At 64.3% G+C, this 25,659-nt stretch carries 23 protein-coding genes; 9 read left to right on the top strand and 14 right to left on the bottom strand.

Annotation, left to right across the window (positions count from 1 at the left end):
• Positions 1–19: 19 nt before the first annotated feature.
• Genes A3E1_RS0101260 through A3E1_RS0101250 form a run of 3 tightly spaced genes read left to right on the top strand, consistent with a single transcriptional unit; the run spans position 20 to position 2,486 of the window.
• On the top strand, positions 20–952 hold the full coding sequence (locus tag A3E1_RS0101260) for a DUF2332 domain-containing protein (RefSeq protein ID WP_020518930.1): 933 nt from the start codon (positions 20–22) through the stop codon (positions 950–952).
• Between the two features lie 39 nt (positions 953–991).
• A complete protein-coding gene (locus A3E1_RS0101255; RefSeq protein WP_020518929.1) occupies positions 992–1,579 on the top strand; it encodes a TetR/AcrR family transcriptional regulator in 588 nt (195 codons plus the stop codon).
• Positions 1,580–1,607: 28 nt separating this feature from the next.
• A complete protein-coding gene (locus A3E1_RS0101250; RefSeq protein ID WP_020518928.1) occupies positions 1,608–2,486 on the top strand; it encodes an alpha/beta fold hydrolase in 879 nt (292 codons plus the stop codon).
• On the opposite strand, the gene A3E1_RS0101245 is transcribed toward A3E1_RS0101250, so the two are convergent.
• The 12 genes from A3E1_RS0101245 to A3E1_RS0101190 all read right to left on the bottom strand — a co-directional run bounded on the left by A3E1_RS0101245 (position 2,447) and on the right by A3E1_RS0101190 (position 15,765).
• The gene (locus A3E1_RS0101245) at positions 2,447–3,535 is read right to left on the bottom strand and encodes a glycerophosphodiester phosphodiesterase (protein WP_020518927.1); all 1,089 of its coding nucleotides are present in this window, start codon (positions 3,533–3,535) and stop codon (positions 2,447–2,449) included. The genes A3E1_RS0101250 and A3E1_RS0101245 overlap by 40 nt on opposite strands.
• A gap of 127 nt (positions 3,536–3,662) precedes the next feature.
• Complete coding sequence (locus A3E1_RS0101240; RefSeq protein WP_020518926.1) at positions 3,663–4,811, bottom strand: glycoside hydrolase family 16 protein; 1,149 nt, start codon at positions 4,809–4,811, stop codon at positions 3,663–3,665.
• Between the two features lie 2 nt (positions 4,812–4,813).
• Positions 4,814–5,965 (bottom strand): golvesin C-terminal-like domain-containing protein, encoded by a 1,152-nt coding sequence (locus A3E1_RS0101235; RefSeq protein ID WP_020518925.1) that lies wholly within the window; start codon positions 5,963–5,965, stop codon positions 4,814–4,816.
• Positions 5,965–8,172 (bottom strand): alpha-amylase family protein, encoded by a 2,208-nt coding sequence (locus A3E1_RS0101230; protein WP_020518924.1) that lies wholly within the window; start codon positions 8,170–8,172, stop codon positions 5,965–5,967. Before A3E1_RS0101230 ends, A3E1_RS0101235 begins: the two co-directional genes overlap by 1 nt.
• Entirely contained in the window at positions 8,172–9,401 is a 1,230-nt protein-coding gene (locus tag A3E1_RS0101225; RefSeq protein WP_020518923.1) for a BNR-4 repeat-containing protein, read from the bottom strand. The genes A3E1_RS0101230 and A3E1_RS0101225 overlap by 1 nt, the downstream gene beginning before the upstream one ends.
• A 22-nt stretch (positions 9,402–9,423) precedes the next feature.
• Positions 9,424–10,539, bottom strand: a complete 1,116-nt coding sequence (locus tag A3E1_RS0101220; RefSeq protein WP_020518922.1) for a mandelate racemase/muconate lactonizing enzyme family protein — start codon at positions 10,537–10,539, stop codon at positions 9,424–9,426.
• Entirely contained in the window at positions 10,536–11,366 is an 831-nt protein-coding gene (locus A3E1_RS0101215; protein WP_020518921.1) for a glycoside hydrolase family 88 protein, read from the bottom strand. The genes A3E1_RS0101220 and A3E1_RS0101215 overlap by 4 nt, the downstream gene beginning before the upstream one ends.
• Complete coding sequence (locus A3E1_RS0101210) at positions 11,363–11,926, bottom strand: bifunctional 4-hydroxy-2-oxoglutarate aldolase/2-dehydro-3-deoxy-phosphogluconate aldolase (RefSeq protein ID WP_020518920.1); 564 nt, start codon at positions 11,924–11,926, stop codon at positions 11,363–11,365. Before A3E1_RS0101210 ends, A3E1_RS0101215 begins: the two co-directional genes overlap by 4 nt.
• Positions 11,923–13,200 (bottom strand): extracellular solute-binding protein, encoded by a 1,278-nt coding sequence (locus A3E1_RS0101205; RefSeq protein WP_020518919.1) that lies wholly within the window; start codon positions 13,198–13,200, stop codon positions 11,923–11,925. The genes A3E1_RS0101210 and A3E1_RS0101205 overlap by 4 nt, the downstream gene beginning before the upstream one ends.
• 29 nt (positions 13,201–13,229) lie before the next feature.
• Complete coding sequence (locus A3E1_RS0101200; protein WP_211215835.1) at positions 13,230–14,033, bottom strand: carbohydrate ABC transporter permease; 804 nt, start codon at positions 14,031–14,033, stop codon at positions 13,230–13,232.
• Positions 14,033–14,947, bottom strand: a complete 915-nt coding sequence (locus A3E1_RS0101195; RefSeq protein WP_211215834.1) for a carbohydrate ABC transporter permease — start codon at positions 14,945–14,947, stop codon at positions 14,033–14,035. The genes A3E1_RS0101200 and A3E1_RS0101195 overlap by 1 nt, the downstream gene beginning before the upstream one ends.
• A gap of 11 nt (positions 14,948–14,958) precedes the next feature.
• Entirely contained in the window at positions 14,959–15,765 is an 807-nt protein-coding gene (locus A3E1_RS0101190) for an IclR family transcriptional regulator (protein ID WP_020518916.1), read from the bottom strand.
• A gap of 55 nt (positions 15,766–15,820) precedes the next feature.
• Here A3E1_RS0101190 and A3E1_RS0101185 point away from each other — a divergent pair, with 55 nt between their 5' ends.
• The 4 genes from A3E1_RS0101185 to A3E1_RS0101170 all read left to right on the top strand — a co-directional run bounded on the left by A3E1_RS0101185 (position 15,821) and on the right by A3E1_RS0101170 (position 19,455).
• Entirely contained in the window at positions 15,821–16,981 is a 1,161-nt protein-coding gene (locus A3E1_RS0101185; protein ID WP_020518915.1) for a mandelate racemase/muconate lactonizing enzyme family protein, read from the top strand.
• Entirely contained in the window at positions 16,978–17,832 is an 855-nt protein-coding gene (locus A3E1_RS0101180) for a dihydrodipicolinate synthase family protein (RefSeq protein WP_020518914.1), read from the top strand. The genes A3E1_RS0101185 and A3E1_RS0101180 overlap by 4 nt, the downstream gene beginning before the upstream one ends.
• Before the next feature lie 61 nt (positions 17,833–17,893).
• The gene (locus tag A3E1_RS0101175; RefSeq protein WP_020518913.1) at positions 17,894–18,568 is read left to right on the top strand and encodes an SDR family oxidoreductase; all 675 of its coding nucleotides are present in this window, start codon (positions 17,894–17,896) and stop codon (positions 18,566–18,568) included.
• Entirely contained in the window at positions 18,556–19,455 is a 900-nt protein-coding gene (locus tag A3E1_RS0101170) for a sugar kinase (RefSeq protein WP_020518912.1), read from the top strand. Before A3E1_RS0101175 ends, A3E1_RS0101170 begins: the two co-directional genes overlap by 13 nt.
• On the opposite strand, the gene A3E1_RS48755 is transcribed toward A3E1_RS0101170, so the two are convergent.
• A complete protein-coding gene (locus tag A3E1_RS48755; RefSeq protein WP_026207967.1) occupies positions 19,439–20,842 on the bottom strand; it encodes an ATP-binding protein in 1,404 nt (467 codons plus the stop codon). The genes A3E1_RS0101170 and A3E1_RS48755 overlap by 17 nt on opposite strands.
• Entirely contained in the window at positions 20,839–22,476 is a 1,638-nt protein-coding gene (locus tag A3E1_RS0101160) for an FAD-dependent oxidoreductase (protein WP_026207966.1), read from the bottom strand. The genes A3E1_RS48755 and A3E1_RS0101160 overlap by 4 nt, the downstream gene beginning before the upstream one ends.
• An 812-nt stretch (positions 22,477–23,288) precedes the next feature.
• On the opposite strand from A3E1_RS0101160, the gene A3E1_RS44275 reads away from it, so the two are divergent.
• Together A3E1_RS44275 and A3E1_RS0101145 are read left to right on the top strand one after the other, a co-directional pair.
• Positions 23,289–23,909, top strand: a complete 621-nt coding sequence (locus A3E1_RS44275; protein WP_063825106.1) for a TetR/AcrR family transcriptional regulator — start codon at positions 23,289–23,291, stop codon at positions 23,907–23,909.
• Positions 23,869–25,602 carry an ABC transporter ATP-binding protein gene (locus tag A3E1_RS0101145; protein ID WP_020518907.1) on the top strand — a complete coding sequence of 578 codons (1,734 nt, stop codon included), beginning with the start codon at positions 23,869–23,871 and terminating at the stop codon, positions 25,600–25,602. The genes A3E1_RS44275 and A3E1_RS0101145 overlap by 41 nt, the downstream gene beginning before the upstream one ends.
• Positions 25,603–25,659: the final 57 nt, after the last annotated feature.

The raw sequence follows: 25,659 nt of genomic DNA, 5'->3' as shown, positions 1-25,659 counted from the left end.
GCAATTAGTGTGTGCTGACGTGACGATCGATGTGATCTACACCGAGTTCGCCGAAACCGAGGCTGGTGGAGTTTCACCGCTCTATCAGCGCCTCGGGTTAGCCGTCAGCCGCGACGATGACGTCCTGGCCCTCCTTGGCACGCTCGCCCCGCAGAAGTGGCAGCCGCAATTGTTCTTTGGCGTGGTCCGGTTGCTTGGCGGGCCTGTCGATGACCCGGTGCTGTTCCGGGAGTTCGTCCTCGCACACTGGCCGGCGATCGCCGCCGAAATGCTCGTGCGCGCAACGCAGACTAACGAACCCGGCCGGTGCGCGGTGCTGCTTCCGGTCCTTGCCAGCCTGCCACAACCGTTGGCATTGCTAGAAGTCGGCACCTCCGCTGGGTTATGCCTCTACCCCGATCGGTACTCCTATCGTTACGGGGCAACGGTTTTAGGTGCTGGCGATCCTGTCATCGATTGCTCGCTGGCGGGTGTGGCCGCACCTTCGCGTTTGCCAGAAGTGGTGTGGCGGGCGGGCATCGATCTCAATCCACTCGATGTGCGTGACCCGTTAGATGTGGCTTGGCTCGACGCGCTGATCTGGCCGGAGCACGAGCACCGGCGGGCGCGGTTGCGTGCGGCGGCAGCGATCGCGGCGGCTGATCCGCCCCTGCTGTGGCGCGGCGACCTGGCCGATGATCTGCTCGCCCTTGCCGCGAAGGCGCCCGCGGAGGCGACTTTGGTCGTCTTCCACACGTCGGTCCTGTATCAGGTCAGTGCCGAGCAGCAGCAGCGGTTCACGGCACTTGTGCGAACGTTGCCGGGTCACTGGCTGTCCAACGACACCGCCGACGTCATTCCTGGCGCGCCACCCGCGCCCACGGCCGCGCATAATCTGCTGGCGTTGGACGGGCAGCCGCTGGCCTGGACCCGCTCGCACGGCCAGGCGATGACCTGGATCGCCCCCGAGTAGAGGTTGCGCTTGGCGCACGATCGTGCTTATTGTGGTCCCATGGCGGGGAAAGGTGAGGCGACCAAACTGGCCGTCCTCGAGCAGGCGGTCGAAGTGGCGAGCCAGATCGGGCTGGCCGGCTTGACCATCGGCACCCTCGCGACCAAGGCCGAGCTGTCCAAGAGCGGGCTGTTCGGCCACTTCCGGTCCAAGGAAGCCCTTCAGCTGCAAGTGCTCGCCTATGCCAGGGACACGTTCACCCGTGATGTGGTGCACGTGGCCCTGACGAAGCCGCGCGGTGAGCCCCGGCTGCGGGAGCTTTTCGAGTTGTGGATGTATACCAGCCGGGAGTCCGCGCCCGGCTGTCTATTCGTTTCCGCCGCAACGGAATTCGACGATCAGCCAGGGCCAGTTCGCGACCAGCTCGTGCGCGATCACCGGGATCTGCTTGAGGCCATCGCGCACATCTTCCGCACCGGGATCAGCGAGGGGCACTGGCGCGCTGACGCTGATCCCGAGCAGTTCGCCCACGAGATGTTCAGCCTGATGCTGGGGCATTTCCATGCCCTTCGCCTGATGGCTGACCCGCGCGCCGGGGAACGCACCCGCCGCGCTTTCGAACGTCTCATCACCGATAGCCGCAGCTAACTTTTTCTTCTCAGGGGAGCATGCCGTTATGGCTACTCAAAAAAGCACGATCGTTCGTTCTATTCAGGTTGGCTTCCGGTTGCTGGAGGCGAACGCACCCGCGCTGGGATCGGTCTTCGCCGAGCGGCTCTGGTGCACGCCACCGCGGGGCAAACCCTTGTCCATAAAGAGTCCCGGGACGCGCTCTCGCGTCGGTGGCGTCGTCACCGAGTCGTGGGGACAGGGCCCGGCGGTCTACCTCATGCACGGCTGGGGTGGCCGTCGCGCTCAGCTTGAGTCCTTCGTCAAACCCTTGACCACCAAGGGGTACAAGGTGATAGCGCTCGACGCACCCAGCCACGGTGATTCCGCGCCAAGCGATTTCGGCCCACGGCGGGCGACGTTGCCTGACTTCGCCGATGCGCTGAAGTCAGTGGTGGCCGCCAACGGCCCGGCGCACGCTGTCATCGGGCATTCCCTGGGCGGCACAGCCGCCGCGCTGGCCGTGCTTGACGGACTGCAAGTGGGCAGCCTCGTCACCATCGGGTCCATTGTGGACCCGATCCCCTACACGGTGGAATTCGCACGCGATCTCGGCTTTGGCGAACGCATCCGCACAGCTTTCCTGCGGCGGCTAGAAAAACGCGTCGGACGGTCCATGGAAGACTTCAGCCTCCCACACCGAGCCCGTCCCCGCGCTGTCCTGCCACCGCTGCTGCTCGTGCATGACCGGCAGGACAAAGAGGTTCATCACCGCGACGCGGTCATGCTCGCCGGAGCCTGGCGCGGCTCCCAGTTGCTGCTCACCACCGGCCTCGGGCACCGGCGCATTCTCGCCGATCCCGAGGTGGTGGAGCGCATCGCCAGCCACGTGGGCGCGCCGTCAGCTCAGCTGAGCTCACGCGAGAGCACGCTGATATCGGGCTGATCGCTGAACATGCCGTCGATGCCCGCGTTCCAGAACGCGATCTGCTCGTCGATCGCCTTGCCATAGGCGGTTAGATCGGTGCTGGTGCGCAGGCTCGGCGGCAAGAACTGGTTCTCCGCGCGGAAAGTCCACGGGTGGACTACCAGGCCGGCCGCGTGCGCGTCACTGACCAAAGTGGACGGTGTGCCCAGCTCGCCGGTTGGCAGCACAGGGATGACACGGTTCTTGAACGGGCCGAGTCCGCTCACGAAAGTGGCTAGCTCGGCGAGGCCTTGCGGCGTCGTGTACGCGTCGTAGGTCTGGGGATCGTTGAAAGGCGTGCCACTGGCGTTCGCCAAGAACACCAGACGTGCGCGCGTGTGGTCCTTGAGCTGACGCAGGTTCGCGGCTTCGAAGGACTGGACGAACACGGGGGCGTTGCGATGATCGAGGCCATGCCGGCGCAGTGTGCGCACCAGTGGCGTTTCCAGGTCGTTGCCGATCGACTGGAAATACGTGGGGTGCTTGGTCTCCGGGTAGACACCAATCTCGCGGCCGAGTTCACGGCTAAGGCGCTTGCGCAACTCCAGCACCTCATCGAGCGTGGGCACCTGGAACAGTCCATTGAAGAGGGTGTTGCGCTGCCGCGTGGCCGGGATGCGCTCGATGGCACGCAACGTCTTGAGCTCAGCCAGCGTGAAGTCCTCGGTGAACCAGCCGGTGACGTTGACGCCGTCGATGGACTTCGTCGTCTTGCGCCCGGCGAATTCCGTCCTCGTGGCCACGTCGGTGGTGCCCGAGATCTCGTTTTCGTGCCGGGCCACCAGCACCCCGTCAGCCGTGATCACCAGGTCGGGCTCGATGAAGTCGGCACCCATCCGGGCGGCAAGCTCATAGGCGGCGAGCGTGTGCTCCGGGCGATGCCCGGAAGCGCCCCGGTGCCCAATGACGAGCTTCGCCTTGGGGCGGTTAGGGCTCGCCTGCGCGTTCGCGGCGAAGGCTCCAGAGGCAAGGGTCGCGCTGCCGGCCGTAAGGGCGGCAAGCGTCAGCAGCTGACGTCGGTCGGTCATGCGCCACAGTCCACCCGCCGTTAGCTAACAGCATGTGACCGCGGATCAAACGTCTCGTGAGCAGCTCATGAGACGGCCGGCGGCATCTGATGGGGGCAGGTGCCGCCGGCCGGGGAGGAGGGTCTGTCTACACGCGGACGAACTTCACGGCGTCAGCGCGGGCACAGCCCGTGCCACTGGACGTGAGTTTGACCGCCGTCGCGGTGCCTGCTGGGAGCGCGTGGGTGCCGAGCGGCACCCAGCCCGTCGTGCCGGTTGTCCCGTTGACATACGTCGTGGTGCCAGCAACGTCGTAGCGGGCGTTCACGTCACTTCCACTGTGGACGATCTTGTGGACGTAAACGGCGTAGTTCCCAGCCTGGGCCAGGTTCGGCCGCCACGTCGCCGTGTTGCCCGCGCTGTGGCAGGCCGCATAACGGGTCGGCGAGTTGGTCGTCCACCCCGTGAGCGTGCTGTTGAGCCACGTGCCGGTTTCGCTGTAGCCATAAGCGGCCGGGCCATCGTTGTCGAGGTAATAGTCCTTCTGCCAGAACTTGATGTAGTCGAACTGGGCCGCGCTCGGCAAGAACACCGGATCCGGCGACGTGCCATAGCCGATCGAGGTGAGCCAGATGTTCACGTGATCGTGCGTCCACTTCGTCGGGGCGTAAGCGGCCGTGAACTTGAGGACACCGTCCACATAGAACTTGACGTTGGCTTCCGTCCACTCCATGCCATAAACGTGCCACTGGCGCAGGTCCAGCCCGGAGTTGTAGGTCGTGCCGACGTTGTTCATGTCGGTCGACCCGTTCCACGCGTGCACACCGGAGTGAATGTTCGTTAGCGCGGTCGGCGAGGACTTCGAGTCGATTTCGAAACCGTCGAGCTCGGTCTTGCGGTCGGGACCAAACGTCGTGCTTCCATCTCCGGCCATCGCCCAGAACGAGGTGTGCCAGCCGACACCATCGTTGAGTTTGGCGCGGGTTTCGTAGTACCCATAGCGGAAGGCTTGTTTGCTTATCAGGCCGCCACCGGTGAAACTCTTGCCGCCAAAGGACTCTTGCTTGAGGTTGATGTTCATCAGCCCGCCCGAGAGCGTGATGTTCTCCGGGCGCTGGGCACTGAAGCCTTTGACGTCGGTGCGGAAGTTCCACTTCGCTGTGTCGACGGCGGTGCCGTTGAAGTCATCAACGAAAACGAGGTTCCAGCCTGTTCCACCGACCGGGTCGGCCTGGGCCGGCACCGCTGGCAGCGCTATCAACGCGATTAACGCCGAAGCGGCAAGGATGCGCTTCATGCCTAACTCCTCACGAATTTCACGGCGTCGGCGCGAGCGCAACCGTTGCCACTGGACGTTAACTGGACGGCGGTGCCGGTTCCGGCGGGAAGGCTGAACGTTCCCAGCGAGACCCATCCGCTTGCGCCGCTTGTGCCGTTGACAAAGGTGGTGGTGCCGGCGACGTCATAGCGGGTGTTCGCGTCGCTGTGCGCATGCGCGGCCTTGTAGACGTAAACCTGATAGGTGCCAGCGGTTCGCAGGTTTGGCCGCCACGTGGCCGTCGCTCCGGCCACACCACAGGTGGCGAAACGGGTCGGCGAAGAATGCGTCCATCCCGTGACCGTGCTGTCAGACCAGCTGCCGGTTTCGCTGTAGCCATAAGCGGCCGGGCCGTCGTTGTCGAGGTAATAGTCCTTCTGCCAGTATTTGATGTAGTCGAATTGCGCTGTGCTCGGCAGCTTCGCTGGATCCGGCTGCACCGCATAGCCGATGCTTGTCAGCCAGATGTTCGTGTAGTCGTGCATCCAGGCCGACGGCGCGTAGTTCTGCGTCGCCTTCAGCACACCGTCCACGTAATACTTGACCGACGTCTCCGACCAGTCGATCCCGTAGGTGTGCCACTGCCGCAGATCGAACCCGATGTTGTAAACGCCCGTGGAGGAATAGAACGAGTTCGAAACGCCGGAGCCCTTCCACGTGATGATGTTGTGCCGCAGGCTTGTTGGCAGGTGTGAGTCGATTTCGAAACCGTCGATCTCCGTACGCTGGCACGCCGGGAACGTGGTCGCGCCGTCGCCGCACTGGAGCCAGAAGGCGGTGTGCCACCCCGGCCCATCGTTGATCCGGGCACGCGTTTCGTAATAGCCGTAACGGAACTTCTGCTTGGTGATCAGTCCTCCGCCGGTGAAGTCCTTGCCGCTGGGGTGATCCGGCACGTGCTCCTGGCTGATGCTCATCACACCGTTGCCGACGCTGACGTTGTCGGCCTCCTGCGCGCTGAGCGCCTTGACATCGGTGCGGTAGTTCCACTTCGTGGTGTCGACCGAGGTCCCGTCGAAGTCATCGTTGAACACCAGACTCCAGCCGGTGCCACCGATGGGATCAGCTTGGGCCGGCGCGGCCGGCGCCAGCACTAGAGTCGCCGCAACGGCGGCGAGAACGAACCGTCGCATCATGAGCCTCCTGTGAGAACGTAGTTGTGGCCGGGGACGAGGGTGAACCGGAAGGCTCCGGTCTGTGTCTCGTGCTCGGCCGCGACCGCGGAGCCGGTAGTGGTGTCGGTGATGACGAGGCTCGCGGGGTTCCACCCCGTGTTGTTGTTGGTGATCGTGGACTTCGCCGTCGCGTTCGCGTCCGTGAAGGTGTACGCCGATCCGCCTGTCGCGATCGGATAGACCTTCGCCCGCAGGCCGCCTGACGCGGCCTCCTTGAACACGACCGTTCCCTTGCCGCCAACGAAGACGGGCAGTTTCCCGATCGGGAACGAATATCCGGTGAGTGTCGCGGGGCCGGTAAAGGCTTGCCCCGTCTCGAAATCGATCCACTTGCCGGGCGGCAGCACGATGTTGGCGGTGCACGCGGTGCTGACCGGAAGGGCCGTGAAGCACGCGCCGGTCGCCATCATCGACGGCCCCAGCATCCACTGCGTGTTCGGGGCGTCGTAGACGGTCGCGACACCCGGATAAGCCACCGGCAGTGGCGTCATCGTGTGTGGGTAACCGGTGTTGAAGCTGTCGACCGCGGCGCTGTAGATGTAGGGAGCGAACTTGGTGTGAAAGTCCGCCGCGTTCTTCACCGCGGCTCGGTAGTCAGCGTTGCTGATGTTCCAAGGGCCGTAGCCAAACGCCATGGACGGCATGACCGCCGCGACGGTGGCGTTGCGCACGAAATAGCGTTCCTCGTCGGCGGTCAGCCCGGAGTCGACTTGGTTGGTGCCCATGACGATGTCGGGGTAGTAGTTCGGTGCGGCACTTGCCCCGTAAGCGATCCCGAGCCGGGAGATATCAGCGGGGCTGCCGAAGTAGCCGTTGTACTCAGTGTCTTCCCGGCGGCTGATATCGCCGGGAACCGACCACGCGCTGTTGCGCACGATCACGTAACGGCCAGCGGCCATGAGCGCCTCGTTGGCCTTATTCACCTTGTCGTCGTCATAGGCGTAACCGCCCGCGCAGCACAGGTCTTCCTTGAAACCGTCCACTCCCCACAGATCCGTCCCCGCCTTGTACCAGGCGAGAGCGGCCGGGTTGTCGCGCACGTTGATCGTGTCAGAGTGTCCGGGCACGAGATAGCCATTGGCCGCGGCGGTGGCGTAGAAGGGATTGCTGGACGAGATGTTGATGCGGGCGCCAAGGAGGAGTTTCAGTCCACGGGAGTGGAAGAAGTCCTTGAGCCCCTGCGGATCCGGGTAGTTGGGCGGCACATTGGATCCGGGCGAGCCGTCGTCCCACAGGCCAAACAGGGTCGTTCCTTGCGACGTGGGCTGAGGGTTGCCCCGCCAATAGCGCGATCCGACGACACCCCAGGTGAGGTCATAGCCTTCGTCCAGGTAACGCTGAATGTTGTCCTGCACTGGGCCCTGACGGGTGTTCCAGTTGTAGGCACTGTTCAGCGCGCCGTAGGCTTCCCAGCCGATCCCGAACATTTCTGCTTTCGGGCGCTTGTCTGGGTACCCCACATATTCTTTGATCTGCTTGTATCTGGCGTAGATCTGGGCGGGCGTGCCGATGAAGTAGTAGAGCTTGCGGATGTCGGCGACGCCATGCGCTCCAAGGGCGTGCTCCGAAGCGCTTATCACGACCCGTTTGCGATCCGGTTCGAAGAGCACCTGCGCCAGTCCTTGGGCCGGATAGATGGCGAAGTTGGAGATGAAGCGGTTACTGCCAGCGTTGTTCGTCATGTTGTAGTCGGTTATGGACAGTGCCTTGTCCCGGCCGTGATCGCCGAGACCATAGCCCTTGCCGACCGCCGCTGTGCGCAGATCGATGATATAGCTGCCCGCGACCACTGGCAGCACTTGGAACTTCAGATAATCGGGACGGGTGTGCAGGTATACCTCGGCTTGCACACCATTGGTGTTGGTAACGAGGAAGCGCGCCCGGTCACTGTTCCAGTCGAGCAGCGTGGTCGTGGCCGCTTCGGCCATCGCTGTCGTGTCAGGCCCGGTGAACCGCAAGCCACTGACCGCGTGCGCGCCCGCGATGAGGGTGCCGTCAGTCTTGCGCAGCTCATACCGGAATCCGGCTTTGGTGACCGTCACGCGATGGGCGGCTTCGGTCACCGTGACCGTGGTGCCGTTGTCCACCACGGACTGCACTGCCGTCGCGGGCACCGCTGGCAGCAGCAGAGCCGCTGCCAGCACGATCGGAAGAAGGCGCCGCATCAGTTTGTGCCGTAGTAGAGGCGGAGGTTGACGAGATCGACGAGGTACAAGACATCACTGCCCGCCGAGTTGCGCTCCACCGATAAGCGTGAGACGGGAACACCTGGCGCTACTGAGGTTTGCACCCACGATGCCGCTGGTTTCGTGGCCATGAAGGCACGATCGGTGCCGGCGGTCAGGGCGTAGTAGATGCGTTTGCCGTCGACGGGATGCCAGGTGATGTCGATCGCGGCACTGGTTTCCGAGCCGGTGTAGGCGATTTCCCGCGACCATGCCCCGCCGGAGATCCACGCGTAGTAGACGGCGAAGGTCGCGCCCGTGCGGTAGCGATAGGCCACCTTGGGACTCGTGCCGTCGAGGGTGAGTTTGGCGCTTTGCACGGCGATGGCGTCGCTCGTGCCGTACACCTCGCCAGCGGTCATTGGCTGCACGATGTCAGCCGTCGCTGTCGTGACCGGAACCGTGACGGCGGCGCCGTTGTGGTCGCTGAAAGCGCCTGTCGCAGGGGTATAGCGAAGATAGCTCAGTTCGTGCCGGAATCCGCTCGACGGGTAGACCGACCACTCCCACAGGAGGTGCAGGTTGCCGGCCGAGTCGAATTGCAGATCGTCGGGGTAGAACGCCCGGCTGGGCGAGTTGCCGATGATGGCGATCCGTGACCACGTCGAGGCCGCGTTGTTCCAGCGGTAGAGCCGTCCCGTGCGCGACCCCGAACCATCAAGGCGCGCAAGCAAATACACGTCTCCGTTGGGCGCTGTCGCCAAGACGGGATAGGTAACGCCGATGCCCTGGTCTGGCATATCGCCGGAGTGCCACTGCGGTGCCCCGCCCGTGACATCAGACCGGAAGTAGCGCCAAACATTGTTGTGCATTGACGCGAACACGTGGAACCGCCCGCTGCCATCACGGGCGATCGACGGCTGGTTGTGCCCGATGTCATCGACGTATTCGGCTTGCACCGCACCGTTCATGACCGGCAGCTTCGTCCAGTTGCCACTGCCGTCTCGACGGGCGATGGCGACCTTATGATTGCCGGCCGTCGCGGCTGGTTCGTTGAAGGCCAAGTAGGCGTACTGACTCCCGCCCACATAAGTCTCTAGCGGTGCCCACCAGCCGGCCTGGTTGGACGAGTCAATACCATACGGGACAAGGGTTAGCGTAGCGGCAGCAGATGCCGGTGTAGCAACGACAAGTGGTGCCAAAAGCACGGCCGCCAGTAAGCGACGCATGGTGTTCCTCCTCGGGGGACGGTTAAGGAACAGCTATTCGGCGCACCGCCTCCTCATCGACGGTGATGCCGAGGCCGGGCGTCGCGGGCACAACGCGCCGGCTGTCTTTGGGGGTGTCATAGTCCGGGCTGATGAGCCTGCCGATCGGGTTCTGCCCGGCCCAGTGCTCCATGATGGTGAAGTCGGGAATCGCCGCCGCACACTGCAAACTGGCCGCGAAGTGGATGGCCGAGCCGATGCTGACGTGCGGAGTCGTTTGCGCGCCAAAAGAACTCGCGAGCGCCGCGATCCGCATGACCTCGGTGATGCCGCCAGCCCGGCAAACATCGGGCTGCAGCACGTGCAGAGCCCCACGCTTGAGGAACTCGACGGCTCGATAGCGGCTCGCCAGGGAGTCCAAGGCGAGCGGGATGTCTAATTTGGACGCCAAGGTGGCGTAGAGGTCCAGGAACTCTGGCGCCACCGGCATTTCGAAGAACCGCACGCCTAGCCGGGTCAGCTCCCGGCCAACGGCTAGCGCTTGCGGATAGTCATAGGCACCCGCCGCGTCGGCATAGACTTCGTCAAACACGCTGCAAACCGCTTCAACGACCGCGACATCATGGCGAGGGTCCTTGCCGATGGCGACTTTGGTGGCCTTGAAGCCGTGATCGCGGAACGCGGCCGCGATATCGCGGGCCTGCTGTGGGTCACGGGCTGAGATGCCTGACGCGTAGACCGGCACCTCGTCGCGGTAACGCCCGCCCAGGAGGACATACACGGGCTGATTGACGGTACGCGCGAACGCGTCCCACAACGCGATATCCACTCCAGACATCGCCTCTAACCAGAATCCGCTGTCGTGACCGCGCACCCGCATCCCGGCATACATCCGGTCCCACGTCAGGGAAATCTCATCGACACGGCTGTCCAGCACGATCGGTGCCAGCAGTTCGTCAATGATGGCGGCGCTCGCCCGTGGGCCGACCGGAGCCTTGGCCTCGCCCCAGCCCACGACACCATCGCTGGTCTCGACGCGCACGAGCACGGCCTGCACGCGGTCGGAGTAGATGAAGCTCTTCTTCCACGCCTGTGCGCCCCAGTAACTGCCTGCCTGGGGCACCGACAGGACAAAGGTTTCGAGGCGAGTTACCTTCATGGCGTCTCCGTGAGCGGCTTTTCCGCGAGCAACGCGTGCAGCAACGGTCCCTGTCCCCACGGGAAGACACCGGTGCCACGGTCCAGATAAGAGCCCACGGGAGTCGCCTCAGAAACCGGCAAGCCGCCGTCGGCGTCAAGCTGATCCTTCGCCGCCTGCAGTGCTCGCTTGCCCATGGCCGACTGGGCATCGGCTGCCGCGACGAAGGCTGAAACTGAGTTCTCCAACGGCGAGGCCGGATTGTCGACGATGGTCCGCCAACGGCCGTCTTCCTCGTGCCGGGCGAGGGCGTCCAGCACCACCTTGGCTTGCGGCGACCCGGCCGCGAGCAGACCGTGCAGCGCCCAGCCCTGACCGCGTCCCCAGTGGACTCGGTTCGGGCTGCCATCGTAACCGTGGCTAAACAGGCCGCTCTCGTCCTGGAACCGCAAGCACGCCAGGCGGACCGCCTGTGCCGCGGCATCCGGGCGCCCCGCGAGCATGAACCCGGGAATGTCGGTGTGCATGCAGTCGACCCAGACCATGGTCTCCAGCCCAGGCAGATCGGGCCGATGGGGACCCATCCCGGCCGCGTCCAGGAACCGTTGCGTCTGGTCGAATCCAAGCTCGGCGACAACCTCAAGGGCAATGAGGTGGTCGGCCGGACCGGGCTCGGTCTTCAGCGTTGGCTCGACCAGCTCCCGCACCCGGTCGATCCACTGTGGGCGTCCGAGAACCCTTGCCGCACGGATGATCCCGAGCAGCGCCATTCCCTCGCCGAAACCCCATATCTTGTACGGGTAGTCCAGCGCCCTGATCGCGACGGCTTCCAGAAGCTCGCAGTTCATTCCAGCCCCACCGCCCGCCGGAACTCTGTCGCCTTCTCCCGCAGCAGCCGGGGGTTGGCAATGGTTTCCGCGTTGACGAGCGCGCTGCCGATCCCGACGCCCACCGCACCTGCCGCCAGATATTCCTGCGCTAGCGACGGTGTGACCCCGCCGGTGGGGATGAGCTTGAGCTCCGGCATGGGAGCCAGCACTTCCTTGATGTAACGCGGCCCCATGCTTGAAGCCGGGAACACCTTGACGTAGGCGGCGCTTGACGCCAGGTCGATTTCCGTTGGCGTCAGCGCCCCGCACACCACAGGAACCGTGGCCGCGCTGATGACTTCGGGCCTGACCGTGGGAGTGACCAAAAAGGACGCCCCGGCTTCCTCAGCGCGGCGCACATCGTCCACCGAGCGGACACTCCCCGCCCCCACCTGGCCCTTAAGCGCCGCAATGGCTCGCAGCGCCCCGGGAGTGGTGAGGGTGACTTCCACGGCGGGCAGGCCCGCGTCCACCAGCTCCTGGCAGACGCGGACCAGCCCCTCTGAGGAGGGCAGGCGCACGATGGCGACTAGCCTCACGACGTCAGCGCGTCCATTTGCTTCTTGGCGTCGGCGAGGGCGTCCTTCGGGGAGGCCTTGCCGATGAGCGCCGACTGCACGCCGTTGGCGAGTGCCGACTGGATCTGGGCGAACTTCGGGTAGATCCAGAACGGGTCCGCTGAAACGTAGTCACCGATCGCACCGGTGAACGCGGCGGTGAAGGCGTCGGCCTTGACCGGTGCCGCGCTCAGGCCTGCCTTGGTAACCGGAGGGAGGCCCGTCTTGGCGAACCACTCCGAGTTGTAGGACGGCGAACTCGTGAGCGCGGTGACGAACCGGCTGGCCGCCGCGGCTCCGGTGCCTTGCAGCACCACGAGAGCGTGGCCCCAGGCGAGGTGCTGCGGCTTGTCGCTGGCGTTCTTCACCGGGCGGGAAACCGGCAGGAGTTTGTCTGCCAGGGACTTGTCGGTCGCGGCCTTGACCACGGCACCCTTGCCGCCGATGGCGTCTTCGTAGAAGCCGACCTTGCCCTGGGCGAACAGCGCACGTGCGTCGAACCGGTTGACATCTGGTGCGATTAGCTTCTCGTCATAGAGTTTCTTGTACCAGACAAGGGCTTCGACACTGGCGTCGTCTCCGACGACTATCTTGCCGTCCTTGACCACTGGCGAACCGAACGCCCACATCCAGGCGATGAAATCCTTGAGCTGGTCCACTTTGGTCATCGCGGCCCACGGCACGACCCCGTTGCCCAGGCCCTTGAGCGCCCGCAGCGTCGTCTCGAAGTCGGCGATCGTCTTGGGCTCTGTACTCACGCCGGCCTTGTCGAGCAGGTCCTTGTTGCCGATGAGCCCGATTCCGGCGCTCGTCCACGGAATGCCGTACTGCTTGCCGTTCACCTTGCCGATGCCCAGTGAAGCGGGCGTGTAGTCGGCCGCACCCGCGAGCGTGCTGAGATCGGCCAGTTTTCCGGTCGCGGCCAGGGTGGCAAGCCAGGCCACGTCGACCTGAACGGCTCCCGTGAGCGTGCCGCCCTGCATCTGCAGCAGCACTTGGTTCAGGTAATCGTTGTAGGGGTAGGAACTCGTCGCGATCTTCGCGCTGGCGCTGGTGGAGTAATTGTTCACGAGCGAGGCCAGAACGTCCTTTGTGGACGCTTCGTTCAGTGACCACGCCGTGAAGCTGAAGTCCTTGACCCCGTCGTCCTTGAGCGGGTCCTCGTTGGTCGTCGGTGCCGGGGTGGAGGGCGCGCAAGCGGCGGCCAGGGCAGCCGCACCCGCGATGGCTAAGAAATTCCTTCTAGAGACAGACATCGTGTGACTCCATATTTGAGGGGGACGGTTCAGCCCTTGACCGCGCCGCTGGTTAGCCCGGCGACGAGGTAGCGCTGCAGAACGGCGAATCCGATGACCACGGGGAGGGACACGGCGAGCGAAGCGGCCATGAGGTCGGGCCAGGCCGCTTGGAACTCACCCAGATACGTATTAACCAAGCCAGGCGGAAGCGTCTGCTTATCCGGCCCGGCGAGCGTGAGCGCGAAGATGAAGTCGTTCCAGCCCCGGATGAACGCGAACAGCCCGGTGGCAATGAGGCCGGGAAGCGCCACCGGAAGCAGGATGCGGTGGATGATGCTGCCCTGCCCGGCCCCGTCCACTTTGGCCGCTTCGATCAGCTCATCGGGGATGGTGTCGAAGAAGCCCTTCAGCATCCACACGCACAGCGGCAACGTGAACGTCGTGAAGGACAGGACCAGCGCGAGGTAGGAGTTCAGCATTCCGGCCGCGGAGAAGACCAGATAGAGCGTGATGAGCAGAAGACCCTGGGGGAACATCTGGCTCGCGAGAATGAGGTACATCAACGACTTGCGACCGCGATAGCGGAATTTCGAGAAGGAGTACGCCGTGTAGCTCGACACGAGCACGGTGAGCAACGCGGTCAGGGTGGAGACGATGATGCTGTTGACGAGATAGTTCATCAGCGCCGGGTTGTCGGCCAGGTTGGCGAAGTGCTCCAGCGTGAACCGCGTGGGCCACAGCTTGGGCGGGAACTGGAACACATCTTCGTCGGGAGTGAACGCCGTGACGAGCAGCCAGTAGACCGGGCCGAAGGCGAAAATCCCAATGACCGCAACGGTCAGTCTCTTCATCATCGCTCAGCCATCCGGACGTAGAAGACGACAAGCACCGACAGCAGCAGCATCCAAAGCGCCCCAAGGGCTCCGGCCTGACCGAGGTCGAAACCTTTGAACGCGGTTTCGTAGACGGCGACCGCGAACGTTGTCGTGGCACCGGCCGGCCCGCCGCCGGTCAGCACATAGATCGTGTCGAAATGCTGGAAGTTCCAGATCAGTTCCAGCAGGATGACGACGCCGATGATCCCCCGCAGATGCGGCAGCGTGACGTGCCAGAAGCGACGGATCGTCCCGGCACCATCCATGGCCGCGGCCTCGTGCAGCACCGACGGCACCGTTTGCAGACCGGCCAGCAGCATCACCATGATCCAGGGGAAGCTGGCCCACGTCTTGGCCACGATCACCGCCATCATGGCCGTGCCCGGTTCACCAAGCCAGCTGACCGGCGCGTCGATGAGACCCAGTCGCACGAGCAAGCCGTTGAGCAAGCCGTAGTTGGCGTTGAAAATCCACAGCCAGGCAAAGGAAACGACCACGCCCGGAATCACCCAGGGGAACAGGAACATTCCTCTCAGGACGGCCCGGCCCTTCATCTGTGTGTTGAGCGCCAGCGCGAGCGCGAACCCAATGACGAACGGCGCGATAGTTCCCAGTCCGGTGAACACGAGCGTGTTCTCCAGTACCGGCCAGAACTCGTTTTCCAGCACGTGCTTGAAGTTGTCGAGGCCGGCGAACGACCTGCCCGGGATGACGAGGCTCTGCTTGAACAAACTCGTGCTCAGCGATCCGGCCAGCGGATAGAGCACGATCGCGCCAAACATGACGACCGCAGGCAAGGTCAGCAGGAACCCAAACGTCCCGTTCGACAACGGCTTGCCAAGTTTGCGTCTCCGCACCACCTCGGGCGGCTCAGCGTGTTTTGACGGCACCGTTTGCACCGTCATCGCGACGCCGCCGCTAGCTGCGCTGGCAGGTGGGCCGGGCCGACGTAGCCGAGGCCGATGCTGATCGAGTCGGCCGCTTCGATCACGGCGCGAGCGAGAGCTGCTTCCCGATTCTGCAAGTCAATTGCAGACAGTGGGCCGGACACCGAAAGAGCTGCGACGACGGAACCGGACGCGTCGCGGATCGCGGCCGCGACACACGCGCGTCCGTGAGCCAGCTCTTCGACCTCGCCGAAGTAGCCCCGCGCGGTGCATTTCGCCAGCTCAGCGTCGAGACTGTCGTGCGAGGTGATCGAGTGCGGGGTGTAGGACGGCAGGGCGGGCAGCAGTTCACGGCGCTCGGCTTTGGACAGTCCGCTCAGGAGAGCTTTTCCCAGGCCGGTGACGTGCAGGGGGTTGCGTTGCCCCGCCAAGACGAACGCCCGCGGCGCTTGCCGTCCTTCGAAGTTGAGCAAGTAGAACAGCTGGTCACCGCGGCGGACCGCCACGTTCGCCCCTAGTCCCAGCTCAGCCGCGAGGTTCTGGGCGATCTGGCGGGCTTCCCGGTGCACGGGGTGGTTGTTGAGCACGGCCCCGCCGAGCGACACCATGTCCAGGCCAAGGCGGTAGAGACCGCTCACGGCGTCACGGTCGACAAAGCCGGCGGCTTCGAGCGTGGCGAGAAGCCGGGAGGCGGTCGACAGGGTCAGTTCCGCTGCCTTGGCCACGTCGGACACTCGCAGTTCAGCCCGCCCACCAGTGAAAACGCGCAGCACGCCCAGGGCTCGCTCGACACTCTGGTTACTTCCCGCTTCGGGGGCCATGTTTCTCCAGACTGGGTCTTGAAAGTTACTTGCGTGATACGGGAAGATATCTCGCATGCTGCAAGTCGTCAACCAAAAGGTCGTCGCGGTCGAGTCTTATGTGGTCAAGCTGCGGGCGCCCTCGCCCTATCTCGGCGCGCGACCGTCCGGTTCAGACGGCGAGGGCTACTACTTGCGCCCGCCGTGGCGCAGCCTCTACTCCGACCGGTTCGAGACGCTTCTCGTGCGGATCCTTTGTGACGACGGCTCTTACGGCTGGGGCGAAGCCCTGGCTCCCGTGGCGCCCGAGGTGGTGAAGGCGATCGTCGACCGGCTTCTCGCACCCGTGCTCATCGGCGAGAACCCGCTGCCCGTCCGTCCACTGTGGAGCAAACTCACCGGCCTCATGCGCGAACGCGGTCACCTCGTCGGGCACCAGGCCGACGCCTTGGCAGCCGTCGACATCGCGTTGTGGGACCTGGCCGGGCGGGTCTTGGGTGTGCCGGTCTATACGCTTCTCGGCGGGGCGCACCGCACCGCAATCCCGACCTACGTCTCGGGACTGCCCGCGCCCACGGATTCGCTTCGCGTTGGCCTTGCCCAAGACTGGGTGTCCCAAGGCGTGCGGGCCGTCAAGCTGCACCTAGGACACGGCGTCGAGCAGGATCTCGCGACCTATGACGCTGTGGCTTCCACCGGCCTGAAGGTCGCCGTCGACGCGCACTGGGCTTACAGCCTCTCCGACGCCTTGCGGCTCGGGCGCGGGCTCGACGAGCGCGGCGCCTGGTTCCTGGAAGCACCGCTTGTGCCCGAAGACGTGATGGCCCACGCGGAACTGGCCGCTGCCCTTAGCACTCCTGTCGCCGTCGGCGAGGCGATGCGCAACCGGTTTGAGTTCCGTGAGTTCATCCGGCATCGCGCGGTCGATCTGTGTCAGCCAGACGTTGGGCGCGCCGGCATCACCGAGGCCATGGAGATCGCCTCCCTGGCCGCTGCCCATCACTTGCCTGTCGCGCCACATCATTCCGTCGGGCTTGGCGTCGCCGTCGCCGCCGGCCTGCACGTGAGCGCGGCTATCGAAGATATGCCAGCATTTGAATATCAGCCATTAACAATGAGCGTCGCCAGCACCATCCTCACCCGGCCACTCGATGGTGGCCCGGTTGAGTTCCCCCTTCCGACGACACCCGGCCTCGGCGTTGAGGTCGACCTCGCTGCCCTAGAGGAGCAAGCATGACGACCGGCCTCATCCCCGTCTTGGCCACCCCGTTTCACCCGTCCGGCGAACTGGATCTGGAGTCGTTGCAGCGGCTCATGGACTTTCAAGTCGCCTCCGGTGCCGACGGGGTGGCCGTGTTCGGGTTCGCCAGCGAAGGCTTCGCCCTCACCCTTGCCGAGCGCAAGTCCATTCTGGACGTCGTGACGAAGGCGGGGCTGCCCGTGGTGGCTGGCGTCGGGGCGACCGCGGTGCGCGAGGCGGTCGAACAGACCCGGCTGGCCCGTGATCACGGGGCGAGCGCCGCTATGGTGCTGCCGCCTTACATGGTCAAGCCGTCACCCACGCAAATCGTTGACTTCTATGGTGAGGTGGCCGCGACAGGTGGGCTGCCGGTCATGGTGCAAGACGCGCCCGGGCCAACGGGCGTCACGATGCCCGTGCCACTGATCGTCGAACTGTCCAAACTCGACGGTGTCGAGTCGGTCAAGGTCGAGACACAGCCCACCGCCCCGAAAGTCGGTGCCGTGGTTTCCGCTACAGCGGCAGACTTCCTCGTGCTCGGCGGGCAGAACGCCTTGTTCGTCTTGGAGGAATACGACCGTGGTGCCGTGGGCACGATGCCGGCCTGTGAGTTCACCGATCTGCTCGCTCCCGTGCTGCGGACAGGCTCACGTGAGGACTTCAACCGGCTGCTGCCGTTGATCCGCTTCGGTTTGCAGCCAGGCATCGCGTGGTCGATTCACAAACACGTCCTCGTGCGGCGGGGCATCATCGCCTCGGCGACCGTCCGCTCCCCCGCCGTCGACGCCGACCCCGGCACCCTGGCCTACCTCGACCACGTCCTGCGCGACCTAGGCTTGATCTCATGAGCCGCGGGATGGCAGGCTGGCTAGTGCCTCATAGCGCCGGCGACCGAAGGGAGACGGCGACATGAGCCGTGGGGTGCTGGTCGTTGGCGGGAGCTCGCCGATTGGACAGGCGATCGTTGACGTGTTCAAAGACGATGTCGTGCACGCCGTTTCGCTGCCCGACGATGTGTCCACGGCTTCCGGCGCTAGTTCGGCCGTGCAGGATGTTATGGAGCTGGCGGGACGGCTGGATGTGGTCGTGCTCGCGGCCGCCTACATGCCTGTCGCTCGCGTAACGGACACGACGGATGAGCAGTGGCAGCAAGCACTTAACGCCACCCTCGGCACGGCTTTCGCGGTCAGCCGGGCGGCTCTTCCCGTCATGGCGGCGGGTGGCGCGATCGTGGCGGTGAGTTCCGTCAACGCGACGCTAGCCGCCCCTTCACTTCCCGCCTACGCGACCGCTAAGGCCGGCCTTGAAGGCTTGGTACGCCAGCTCGCCCTCGACTACGGCCCACGCGGCATCCGGGTAAACGCCGTCGCGCCAGGGCTGATCGGGCCGACGTCGCATCCCGACGCGGCGGCCGGCTATCCGCTCGGCCGCGTCGGCACTCCCGGCGAGGTGGCTCACGCGGTGAAGTTCCTCGCCGAGGCAACGTTTGTCACAGGAGCCGTGCTTGCCGTCGATGGCGGGCTGTCCATCGCCTCGCCTGCCGCGTTCCTGCGCGACGACCTGTTGCGGCGATGGCAGAGCTAGAACTGGCCGGATTCGGGGAAGCCATGGTGCTCTTCGAATCCGGGGACTTGTCTTCAGCGTCCACAGTGGACGTTCATGTCGCGGGCGCCGAGCTGAACCTGTGCGCGGCGGCGGCTCGCTGTGGCATCAGCACGGCCCTGGCCACTCGTGTCGGCGAAGACCCTTTGGGCGAACGGGTTCTGCGCGAGATGGGCCGTCTCGGGGTCTCTACTTCCCTGGCGGCGAAGCTTCGGGAGTACCAGACGGGATTGTTCTTGAAAGATGTTAAGCCCGACGGCGAGCGACGGGTTCATTATTACCGGGCGGGATCGGCAGCCGCGCACATGGACCTCTCCGATGCGCAGCGGGTGCTGGAAGCTCGTCCCAAAGTCGTTGCGGTGTCCGGGATTACGACCGCCCTTGGGCCGGGCCCGCGCGCGGCGGTCGAACATCTGGCCCGCCACACCACACTCGCGTTCGACCCGAACTTCCGCCCTGCACTCGGGCTGGACCAGCAAATTGCGTTCGCTAAAACGATTCTCCCGCACGTCGGCTACCTGATCCTCGGCACCGACGAAGCCTCGCTCATCTTCGGGGACACCAGCCCCTTCGACGCGTTCGAAGGTGAAGTCGTGCTGAAAGCTGGCAAAGACGGCTGTTACTACCGCTCTGAAGGCACGGTCAAACACCAGCCGTCGCTTGTGGAGGAAGTCGTGGACCCGGTCGGAGCGGGAGACGCGTTCGCCGGCGGTTACCTCGCCGCTCGCCTGCGCGGAGCGTCATCCGAGCGTGCCGCGTTCATTGGCAGCACCCTCGCCGCCGCGGTCGTTGCCTCCCGCGGCGACACCACCGGCCTGGAAACCGTCAACGCCAAGGACTTCCCCGAATTCGTCACGCGTCAGGGTTAATCGGCAGCAGCACGCGGAAAGTCGTGTCACCCGGCGACGACGTGACTTTGATATCGCCGTGATGCTTGTTGACTACAATGCGATAGGAGATGTCGAGTCCGAGTCCCGTTCCCTCGCCCACGGGTTTCGTGGTGAAGAACGGCTCGAAGATGCGCGGCCGGATCGCCGGATCGATGCCGTGACCGGTGTCAGCGACCTCAACGAAAACGTTCTCGCCGTCTCGCCCGGTGCGAATCGTTAGCGTGCCAGACTGTCCCATCGCACCGAGCGCGTTGTCGATAAGGTTCGTCCAGACCTGGTTGAGCTCAGCGGCATAAGCTGGAATCGGCGGCAGCGAACGGTCGAATTCCTTGACCACCTTGATGCCTGACGGAATCTTCGCGTTCATCATGACCAGCGTCGCCTTGAGCAGATCGTGCACGTCGACGGTCTGATAGGGCGCGCGGTCAAGTTGCGAATATTGCTTGGCCGCCGCCACAAGCCCGGAAATGCGGGCGACGGAGTCCTCGATTTCAGCCATGAGCAGTTCGGTATCAAGCGTGTACGTGATCCAGCGGACCGCCGGCTCCAAGTTCTCCTCGCCCACCGTCTGCGCCATGGCGTCGAGCCACTCAGGGTCGATGCCGCCAGCGACGAGCGTGGCTCCGATATCCCAAGCGCCAGTGACATCATGCTCTTCGAGCCAGTCACCAACCGCGTCTTCGGCATCAGAGGTCTGCAATGGTGTCAGCGCGGGCGCGAGGGCGACCCGCTTGACCGCTTCCTCTTGCAAGTCAACGAGATGCCGCAGCTTCGTGCCGTCGACCCGCCCGTCCGCGATCATCGCCAGCTTGTGCCGCATGCCCGCGACCCGTGTCCGCAGCACCGAAGTCGCCCGGACAGCAGCAGCCGCAGGGTTATTCAGCTCATGCGTCAAGCCAGCCGACAGCGATCCCAGCGCCAGCAAGCGTTCCCGCTCACCGATGATGGTCTGGGTGTTGCGCAGCCCGAAGAACAGGCCCTCCATCAAGTGCATAGCCATCGGGAACCAGCTGCGCATCATCGCCCCGAACTCGGTCGCCGGCAGCACGAAGAAGCTGCAATCGGTGACGGCACGCAACGAGTTCGGGTATTTCTGTGGCACGGCAGCACCAAGATAGGCCTGCGTCGCTCCCGCGTAAACGCCACGCTGCTCGGTGCGGACAGTCTCGACATCGTCGCCGTGCACGAGACGGCTCAGCGCGCATGTGCCGCTCAGCATGACGTAAAAGCACGTCGCGTCATCGCCTTCGGCATACACGAGCCCGGCCGGGTGATGCTCCACCTTGCCGTGCTCCACGAGCCAGTCGAGCTTGGCGTCGTCGAGTGACTCGAAGAGGAACAGCGTCTTGAGCTCTTCCTTCATCATTGTGCCTCCAAATACCGGTGCACCAGGGAGATCGCCATCGCGCCCTCGCCCACCGCCGAGGCTACGCGCTTGACCGACTCAGCGCGCACGTCACCGGCCACGAACACGCCGGGAACGCTGCTCTCCAGGTGGTAGGGATCGCGAGGCAACGGCCAGTCTTTCGCACGCTGGCCGGTAACAACGAAACCCTTGTCGTCACGGGCAAGCACGCCTTCGAGCCACTGCGTCCGCGGTTCGGCCCCGATAAAGATAAAGAGCCATTCCGTTGGTACTACGTGAGTCTGTCCCGTTTGGACATTGAGAATGGTGATCCGCTCCAGGTGCTCGTCACCTTCGCCTTGGCACACTTCGCTAAACGGGTGCACGGTGACGTTGTCGATCGCGTCGAGCTGATCGGCCAGATACGACGACATCGAGCGGCGAATGTCGTCTCCCCGAATCAGAATGTGCACATGGCTGGCGTAACGCGAAAAGTACACCGCCGCCTGCCCGGCCGAGTTGGCGCCACCAACGATGTAAACGTCTTGCCCCGCACAGCTGACCGCTTCGGTAGCAGCGGAGCCATAGAAAACACCGCGTCCCGTCAAGTCAGCGCAGCCGGGCACATCCAGCAGGCGATAGGACACACCGGTCGCCAGCACGACGGCGTGCGCCGCGATGCGGCTGCCGTCACTGAAGTGCACCACTCGTGTCGCACCAACGTTTTCCAGACCGACCACTTCACGGGCGGTCAGCAGCTCCGCCCCGAACTTCACCGCCTGCCGCCGTGCGCGGTCCGTCAGCTGCGCTCCACTGACGCCGTCAGGGAACCCAAGGTAGTTCTCGATCCGGCTACTCTGCCCGGCCTGCCCACCCGTGGCCCGCCGCTCGACCAGGACAGTCCGTAGTCCTTCAGACGCCCCATAAACAGCCGCGCCCAAGCCAGCCGGCCCAGCACCAATCACGATGACGTCATAGAAGTCATTCGCCGGCGTGATCGTCAGCCCCACGCTAGCGGCCAGTTCCGCCTCGCTCGGCTGAACAAGCGACTTCCCCTCAGCAGTCACGACGAGCGGCACTTGTGTCGCATCCACCCCCGCGGCGACAAGCAACCGTGCGCCTTCCGGGTCGTCAGCGAGATGCCACCGATAGGGCACCAAGTTCCTGGCTAGGAAGTCTCTTACCTTGAACGACGGTGCCGACCAGCGGTGTCCCACCACCCGCAACTCCGGCGCCGCCGTGTCCGGAACGGACAGCCACGACTCAAGCAGCCCATCCACCACGGGATACAAGTTCTGCTCCGGCGGATTCCACGGCTTGAGCAAATAGTGATCGAGGTCCACGACGTTGATCGCGTTAATCGCCGCGTCAGTGTCGGCATAAGCGGTGAGCAAGACCCGTCGCGCGAGCGGAAACAGATCCATAGCTTCCTCAAGGAATTGGATCCCGTTCATCTGCGGCATCCGGTAATCGGCTACCAGCAGCGCCACCCGATCCCCACGCAGCTTCAGTTCCCTGAGCGCATCGAGCGCTTCCGACCCCGAACTCGCCCGCACGATCCGGTAGTTCTCCCCATACTGCCGCCGCAAATCACGCGCCACAGCCCGCGAGACCGCAGGATCATCATCAACAGTCAAGATCGCGGGGTTGCTCATGCCCTCCATCCAACCACGCACTCACAGCGCCTTCCCACCCACCATGATCATCCCCACCCCCTCCTCCCTGCCCGCTCCTCCCTGCCCGCCCTTCACCCTCTCGCCCTTCCCCTCTCGCCTTCCGTCCCTTCCCGCGCTCACCCTTCCCCGCGCTCACCCTTCCCCGCGCTCACCCTTCCCCGCGCTCGTCCTTCCCTCGCTCACCCTTCCCCGCGCTCGTCCTTCCCTCGCTTTTACCGCGCTTCCCCTCGCCGCTTTCCCCTCCCGCTGCCTCCTCTGCCCTCGCTTCCCTTTGCCGCCCGCCTCTCCCGCTATATGCAGCTCGCGATGACCTAGTCGTGATCCACATCCCTCAGCCCGATCCACATCCCTTCAGACGTGATCCACAGGCGGTTTGATCACGTCTAGCCGGATGTGGATCTGCGTTATGGATGTGGATCAAAACTAAGAAGACCATGCGCCCACATGGGCGGACCTTGGATCAAGCGCACCGCACGGGAGCGGGAAGCAGCGCGGGGTCGCGGACCTGGAGGTCCTCGCGGGAAACCGGGGTCGCGGGTTTGGGAGCGCGGACCTGGAGGTCCTCGCGGGAAGCAGCGCGGGGTCGCGGACCTGGAGGTCCTCGCGGGAAACCGGGGTCGCGGGCTTGGGGAGCGAGGGCCGCGGCAGAAAGCGGGAGGCCGACGTGACTGCGAGTTTGGGGAGCGCGGACCTGGATGTCCTCGCGGGAGGGACGGCCGCAACCATGTGCGGCGTCGGAAATTGAATTTCGCTTGCGGAGTGAGTACTCACTCATTAGCCTCGTGATCGTGATGGACATGCGGCGTAAGCGAGTGGCTCCTCTCGCGCCTGATGAGCGGCGGGCGGCGATCATCGCGGCCACGTTGCCGTTGCTGCGCGATGAAGGGCTTAACGTCAGCACGCGCAAGATCGCCGAGTGCGCGGGTGTGGCCGAGGGCACGATTTTCCGGGTGTTCCCGGACAAGGACAGCCTGATCACGGCCGCCATCGCGAAGGCGTTTGACCCGCAGCCGGCGATCGAGTCGATGAACGCGGTCAAGGGCGATCCTGATCTGCGGTTCCGGCTCAAGACCGCTGTGAGGGTCCTCGCGCGGCGGTTCCATGACAACGTGCCGCTGATGGTCGCGATAAGAGCCAGCGGCCTCGCCGTGGTGACCGCGGGCGCGGCGCAGGCTCACGAAGGACTCACGCTCATCACCAACGCTCTAGCCGAGTTGCTGGCGCCCGATCAGCATCAGCTCAGACTGCCCGCTGAAACGATCGCGGCCCTGCTCATGACGATGGTCATGCAAAACAGCCGAAACGAAGTTCTGTCCGCAGAGGACATTGTCACCGTGGTACTCGATGGAGTGCTCTATCCCGGAGTGAAGGATGCTGATACGACTTCTGCGCCGCCACCTGCAGCCGTATAAGGGGCCGTTGACCCTGGTCGTGCTGTTGCAGTTGATTCAAACCCTGGCAACGCTTTACCTTCCCACGCTCAACGCGGACATCATTGACCACGGCGTGGTCAAGGGCGACATCCGCTACATCCTGATCACCGGTGCGGCGATGCTCGCGGTGTCGCTCGTGCAAATCGTCTGTATGGCAGCGGCTGTCTACTTTGGAGCGAAGGTCTCCATGGCACTCGGCCGGGACATGCGGGCGGCGATTTTCCAGCGGGTGCAGGACTTTTCAGCCCGCGAGGTCGGCCACTTCGGCGCTCCCTCACTCATCACGCGGACGACGAATGACGTGCAGCAGGTGCAAATGCTTGCCCTGATGACGTTCACGATGATGGTGTCCGCCCCGATCATGATGGTCGGTGGCATCATTCTCGCGCTGCGGCTTGACGTTGAGCTGTCGAGCCTTTTGCTGGCGGTCATTCCGGCGCTCGTCATTGGCGTCGGCATCATCATCTGGCGCATGCGCCCACTGTTCCGCCAGATGCAGGACAACATCGATGACGTCAACCGCGTGATGCGTGAGCAGATCACGGGCATCAGGGTCATCCGGGCTTTCGTGCGCGACAAGCAAGAGCAGCAGCGCTTCGGCGTCGCCAACGACAACCTCACCGCGGTGTCACTGGCGACCGGAAAGCTTATGGCGCTTATGTTCCCGCTCGTGATGCTGATCATCAACGTGTCCACGGTCGCCGTGCTTTGGTTTGGTGCTGATCGCATCGACGCGGGCGAAATGGAAATCGGGGCACTGACCGCCTACATCAGTTATCTGATGCAGATTCTGATGGCGGTCATGATGGCCACCTTCATGTTCGTGATGATCCCGCGCGCTGAGGTCTGCGCCGAGCGCATCGAGGAAGTGCTAAACACTGAGCCAAGCGTGGTCCCAGCCAAAAATCCACAACCCATTGTGGGTACTCAAGGTGCACTCCAACTACGCAACGTCGAGTTCCGTTATCCCGGTGCCGAACAGCCCGTTCTGCGAGGCATCGATCTGGAGGCACGGCCCGGCGAAGTGACCGCCATCATCGGCAGCACCGGCAGCGGAAAGTCAACACTGCTCAACTTGGTGCCACGGCTCTTTGACGCCACCGGAGGGTCTGTCCGTGTCGACGACGTTGACGTGCGCGACCTGCACGCCGACGAGCTGTCCAAAGTGATCGGTTACGTTCCGCAGAAACCATACCTGTTCACGGGAACCATCGCGTCGAACCTGCGCTACGGCAAGGCTGACGCGACGGAAGAGGAGCTGTGGAAGGCGCTAGAAGTCGCTCAGGCGCGTGACTTCGTTGAGGCGCTGCCGGAGCAACTGAACGCTCCGATCGCGCAAGGTGGCACCAACGTGTCGGGTGGCCAAAGGCAGCGTCTGGCGATCGCCCGGGCGCTGGTGCACCGGCCCGAGATCTACCTGTTCGACGATTCGTTCAGTGCCCTGGACTACTCGACGGACGCGGCGTTGCGGGCCGCCCTGGCGCGTGAAACGTCCAACGCCACGGTCGTCATCGTCGCCCAGCGGGTGAACACCATCCGCGAAGCTGACCGCATCATCGTGCTCGACGACGGGCAGGTCGCCGGCGTGGGCACACACTCAGAACTGATGCGCGGCAACGAAACCTACCGCGAGATCGTGCTCTCGCAGCTGACAGAAGAGGAAGCGCAATGAGTGAGTGCTTGCACGAGCGAATCGGAATCACAGGGTCGCTAGTGCCTCATGACACCG

The sequence above is a fragment of the Catelliglobosispora koreensis DSM 44566 genome (assembly GCF_000379685.1).
GTDB classification, from domain to species: domain Bacteria; phylum Actinomycetota; class Actinomycetes; order Mycobacteriales; family Micromonosporaceae; genus Catelliglobosispora; species Catelliglobosispora koreensis.
This window is presented reverse-complemented; position numbering and strand designations above follow the sequence as displayed.

Excerpts from the sequence above, each read along its gene's own strand:
- A3E1_RS0101235 (WP_020518925.1), bottom strand. The coding sequence starts at position 5,965 with ATGCGACGGTTCGTTCTCGCCGCCGTTGCGGCGACTCTAGTGCTGGCG.
- A3E1_RS0101175 (WP_020518913.1), top strand. The coding sequence starts at position 17,894 with ATGAGCCGTGGGGTGCTGGTCGTTGGCGGGAGCTCGCCGATTGGACAG.
- A3E1_RS0101250 (WP_020518928.1), top strand. The coding sequence starts at position 1,608 with ATGGCTACTCAAAAAAGCACGATCGTTCGTTCTATTCAGGTTGGCTTC.
- A3E1_RS0101255 (WP_020518929.1), top strand. The coding sequence starts at position 992 with ATGGCGGGGAAAGGTGAGGCGACCAAACTGGCCGTCCTCGAGCAGGCG.
- A3E1_RS0101185 (WP_020518915.1), top strand. The coding sequence starts at position 15,821 with ATGCTGCAAGTCGTCAACCAAAAGGTCGTCGCGGTCGAGTCTTATGTG.
- A3E1_RS44275 (WP_063825106.1), top strand. The coding sequence starts at position 23,289 with ATGGACATGCGGCGTAAGCGAGTGGCTCCTCTCGCGCCTGATGAGCGG.
- A3E1_RS0101180 (WP_020518914.1), top strand. The coding sequence starts at position 16,978 with ATGACGACCGGCCTCATCCCCGTCTTGGCCACCCCGTTTCACCCGTCC.
- A3E1_RS0101240 (WP_020518926.1), bottom strand. The coding sequence starts at position 4,811 with ATGAAGCGCATCCTTGCCGCTTCGGCGTTAATCGCGTTGATAGCGCTG.
- A3E1_RS0101215 (WP_020518921.1), bottom strand. The coding sequence starts at position 11,366 with ATGAACTGCGAGCTTCTGGAAGCCGTCGCGATCAGGGCGCTGGACTAC.
- A3E1_RS0101225 (WP_020518923.1), bottom strand. The coding sequence starts at position 9,401 with ATGCGTCGCTTACTGGCGGCCGTGCTTTTGGCACCACTTGTCGTTGCT.
- A3E1_RS0101145 (WP_020518907.1), top strand. The coding sequence starts at position 23,869 with ATGCTGATACGACTTCTGCGCCGCCACCTGCAGCCGTATAAGGGGCCG.
- A3E1_RS48755 (WP_026207967.1), bottom strand. The coding sequence starts at position 20,842 with ATGATGAAGGAAGAGCTCAAGACGCTGTTCCTCTTCGAGTCACTCGAC.
- A3E1_RS0101160 (WP_026207966.1), bottom strand. The coding sequence starts at position 22,476 with ATGAGCAACCCCGCGATCTTGACTGTTGATGATGATCCTGCGGTCTCG.
- A3E1_RS0101205 (WP_020518919.1), bottom strand. The coding sequence starts at position 13,200 with ATGTCTGTCTCTAGAAGGAATTTCTTAGCCATCGCGGGTGCGGCTGCC.
- A3E1_RS0101170 (WP_020518912.1), top strand. The coding sequence starts at position 18,556 with ATGGCAGAGCTAGAACTGGCCGGATTCGGGGAAGCCATGGTGCTCTTC.
- A3E1_RS0101200 (WP_211215835.1), bottom strand. The coding sequence starts at position 14,033 with ATGAAGAGACTGACCGTTGCGGTCATTGGGATTTTCGCCTTCGGCCCG.
- A3E1_RS0101230 (WP_020518924.1), bottom strand. The coding sequence starts at position 8,172 with ATGCGGCGCCTTCTTCCGATCGTGCTGGCAGCGGCTCTGCTGCTGCCA.
- A3E1_RS0101245 (WP_020518927.1), bottom strand. The coding sequence starts at position 3,535 with ATGACCGACCGACGTCAGCTGCTGACGCTTGCCGCCCTTACGGCCGGC.
- A3E1_RS0101220 (WP_020518922.1), bottom strand. The coding sequence starts at position 10,539 with ATGAAGGTAACTCGCCTCGAAACCTTTGTCCTGTCGGTGCCCCAGGCA.
- A3E1_RS0101190 (WP_020518916.1), bottom strand. The coding sequence starts at position 15,765 with ATGGCCCCCGAAGCGGGAAGTAACCAGAGTGTCGAGCGAGCCCTGGGC.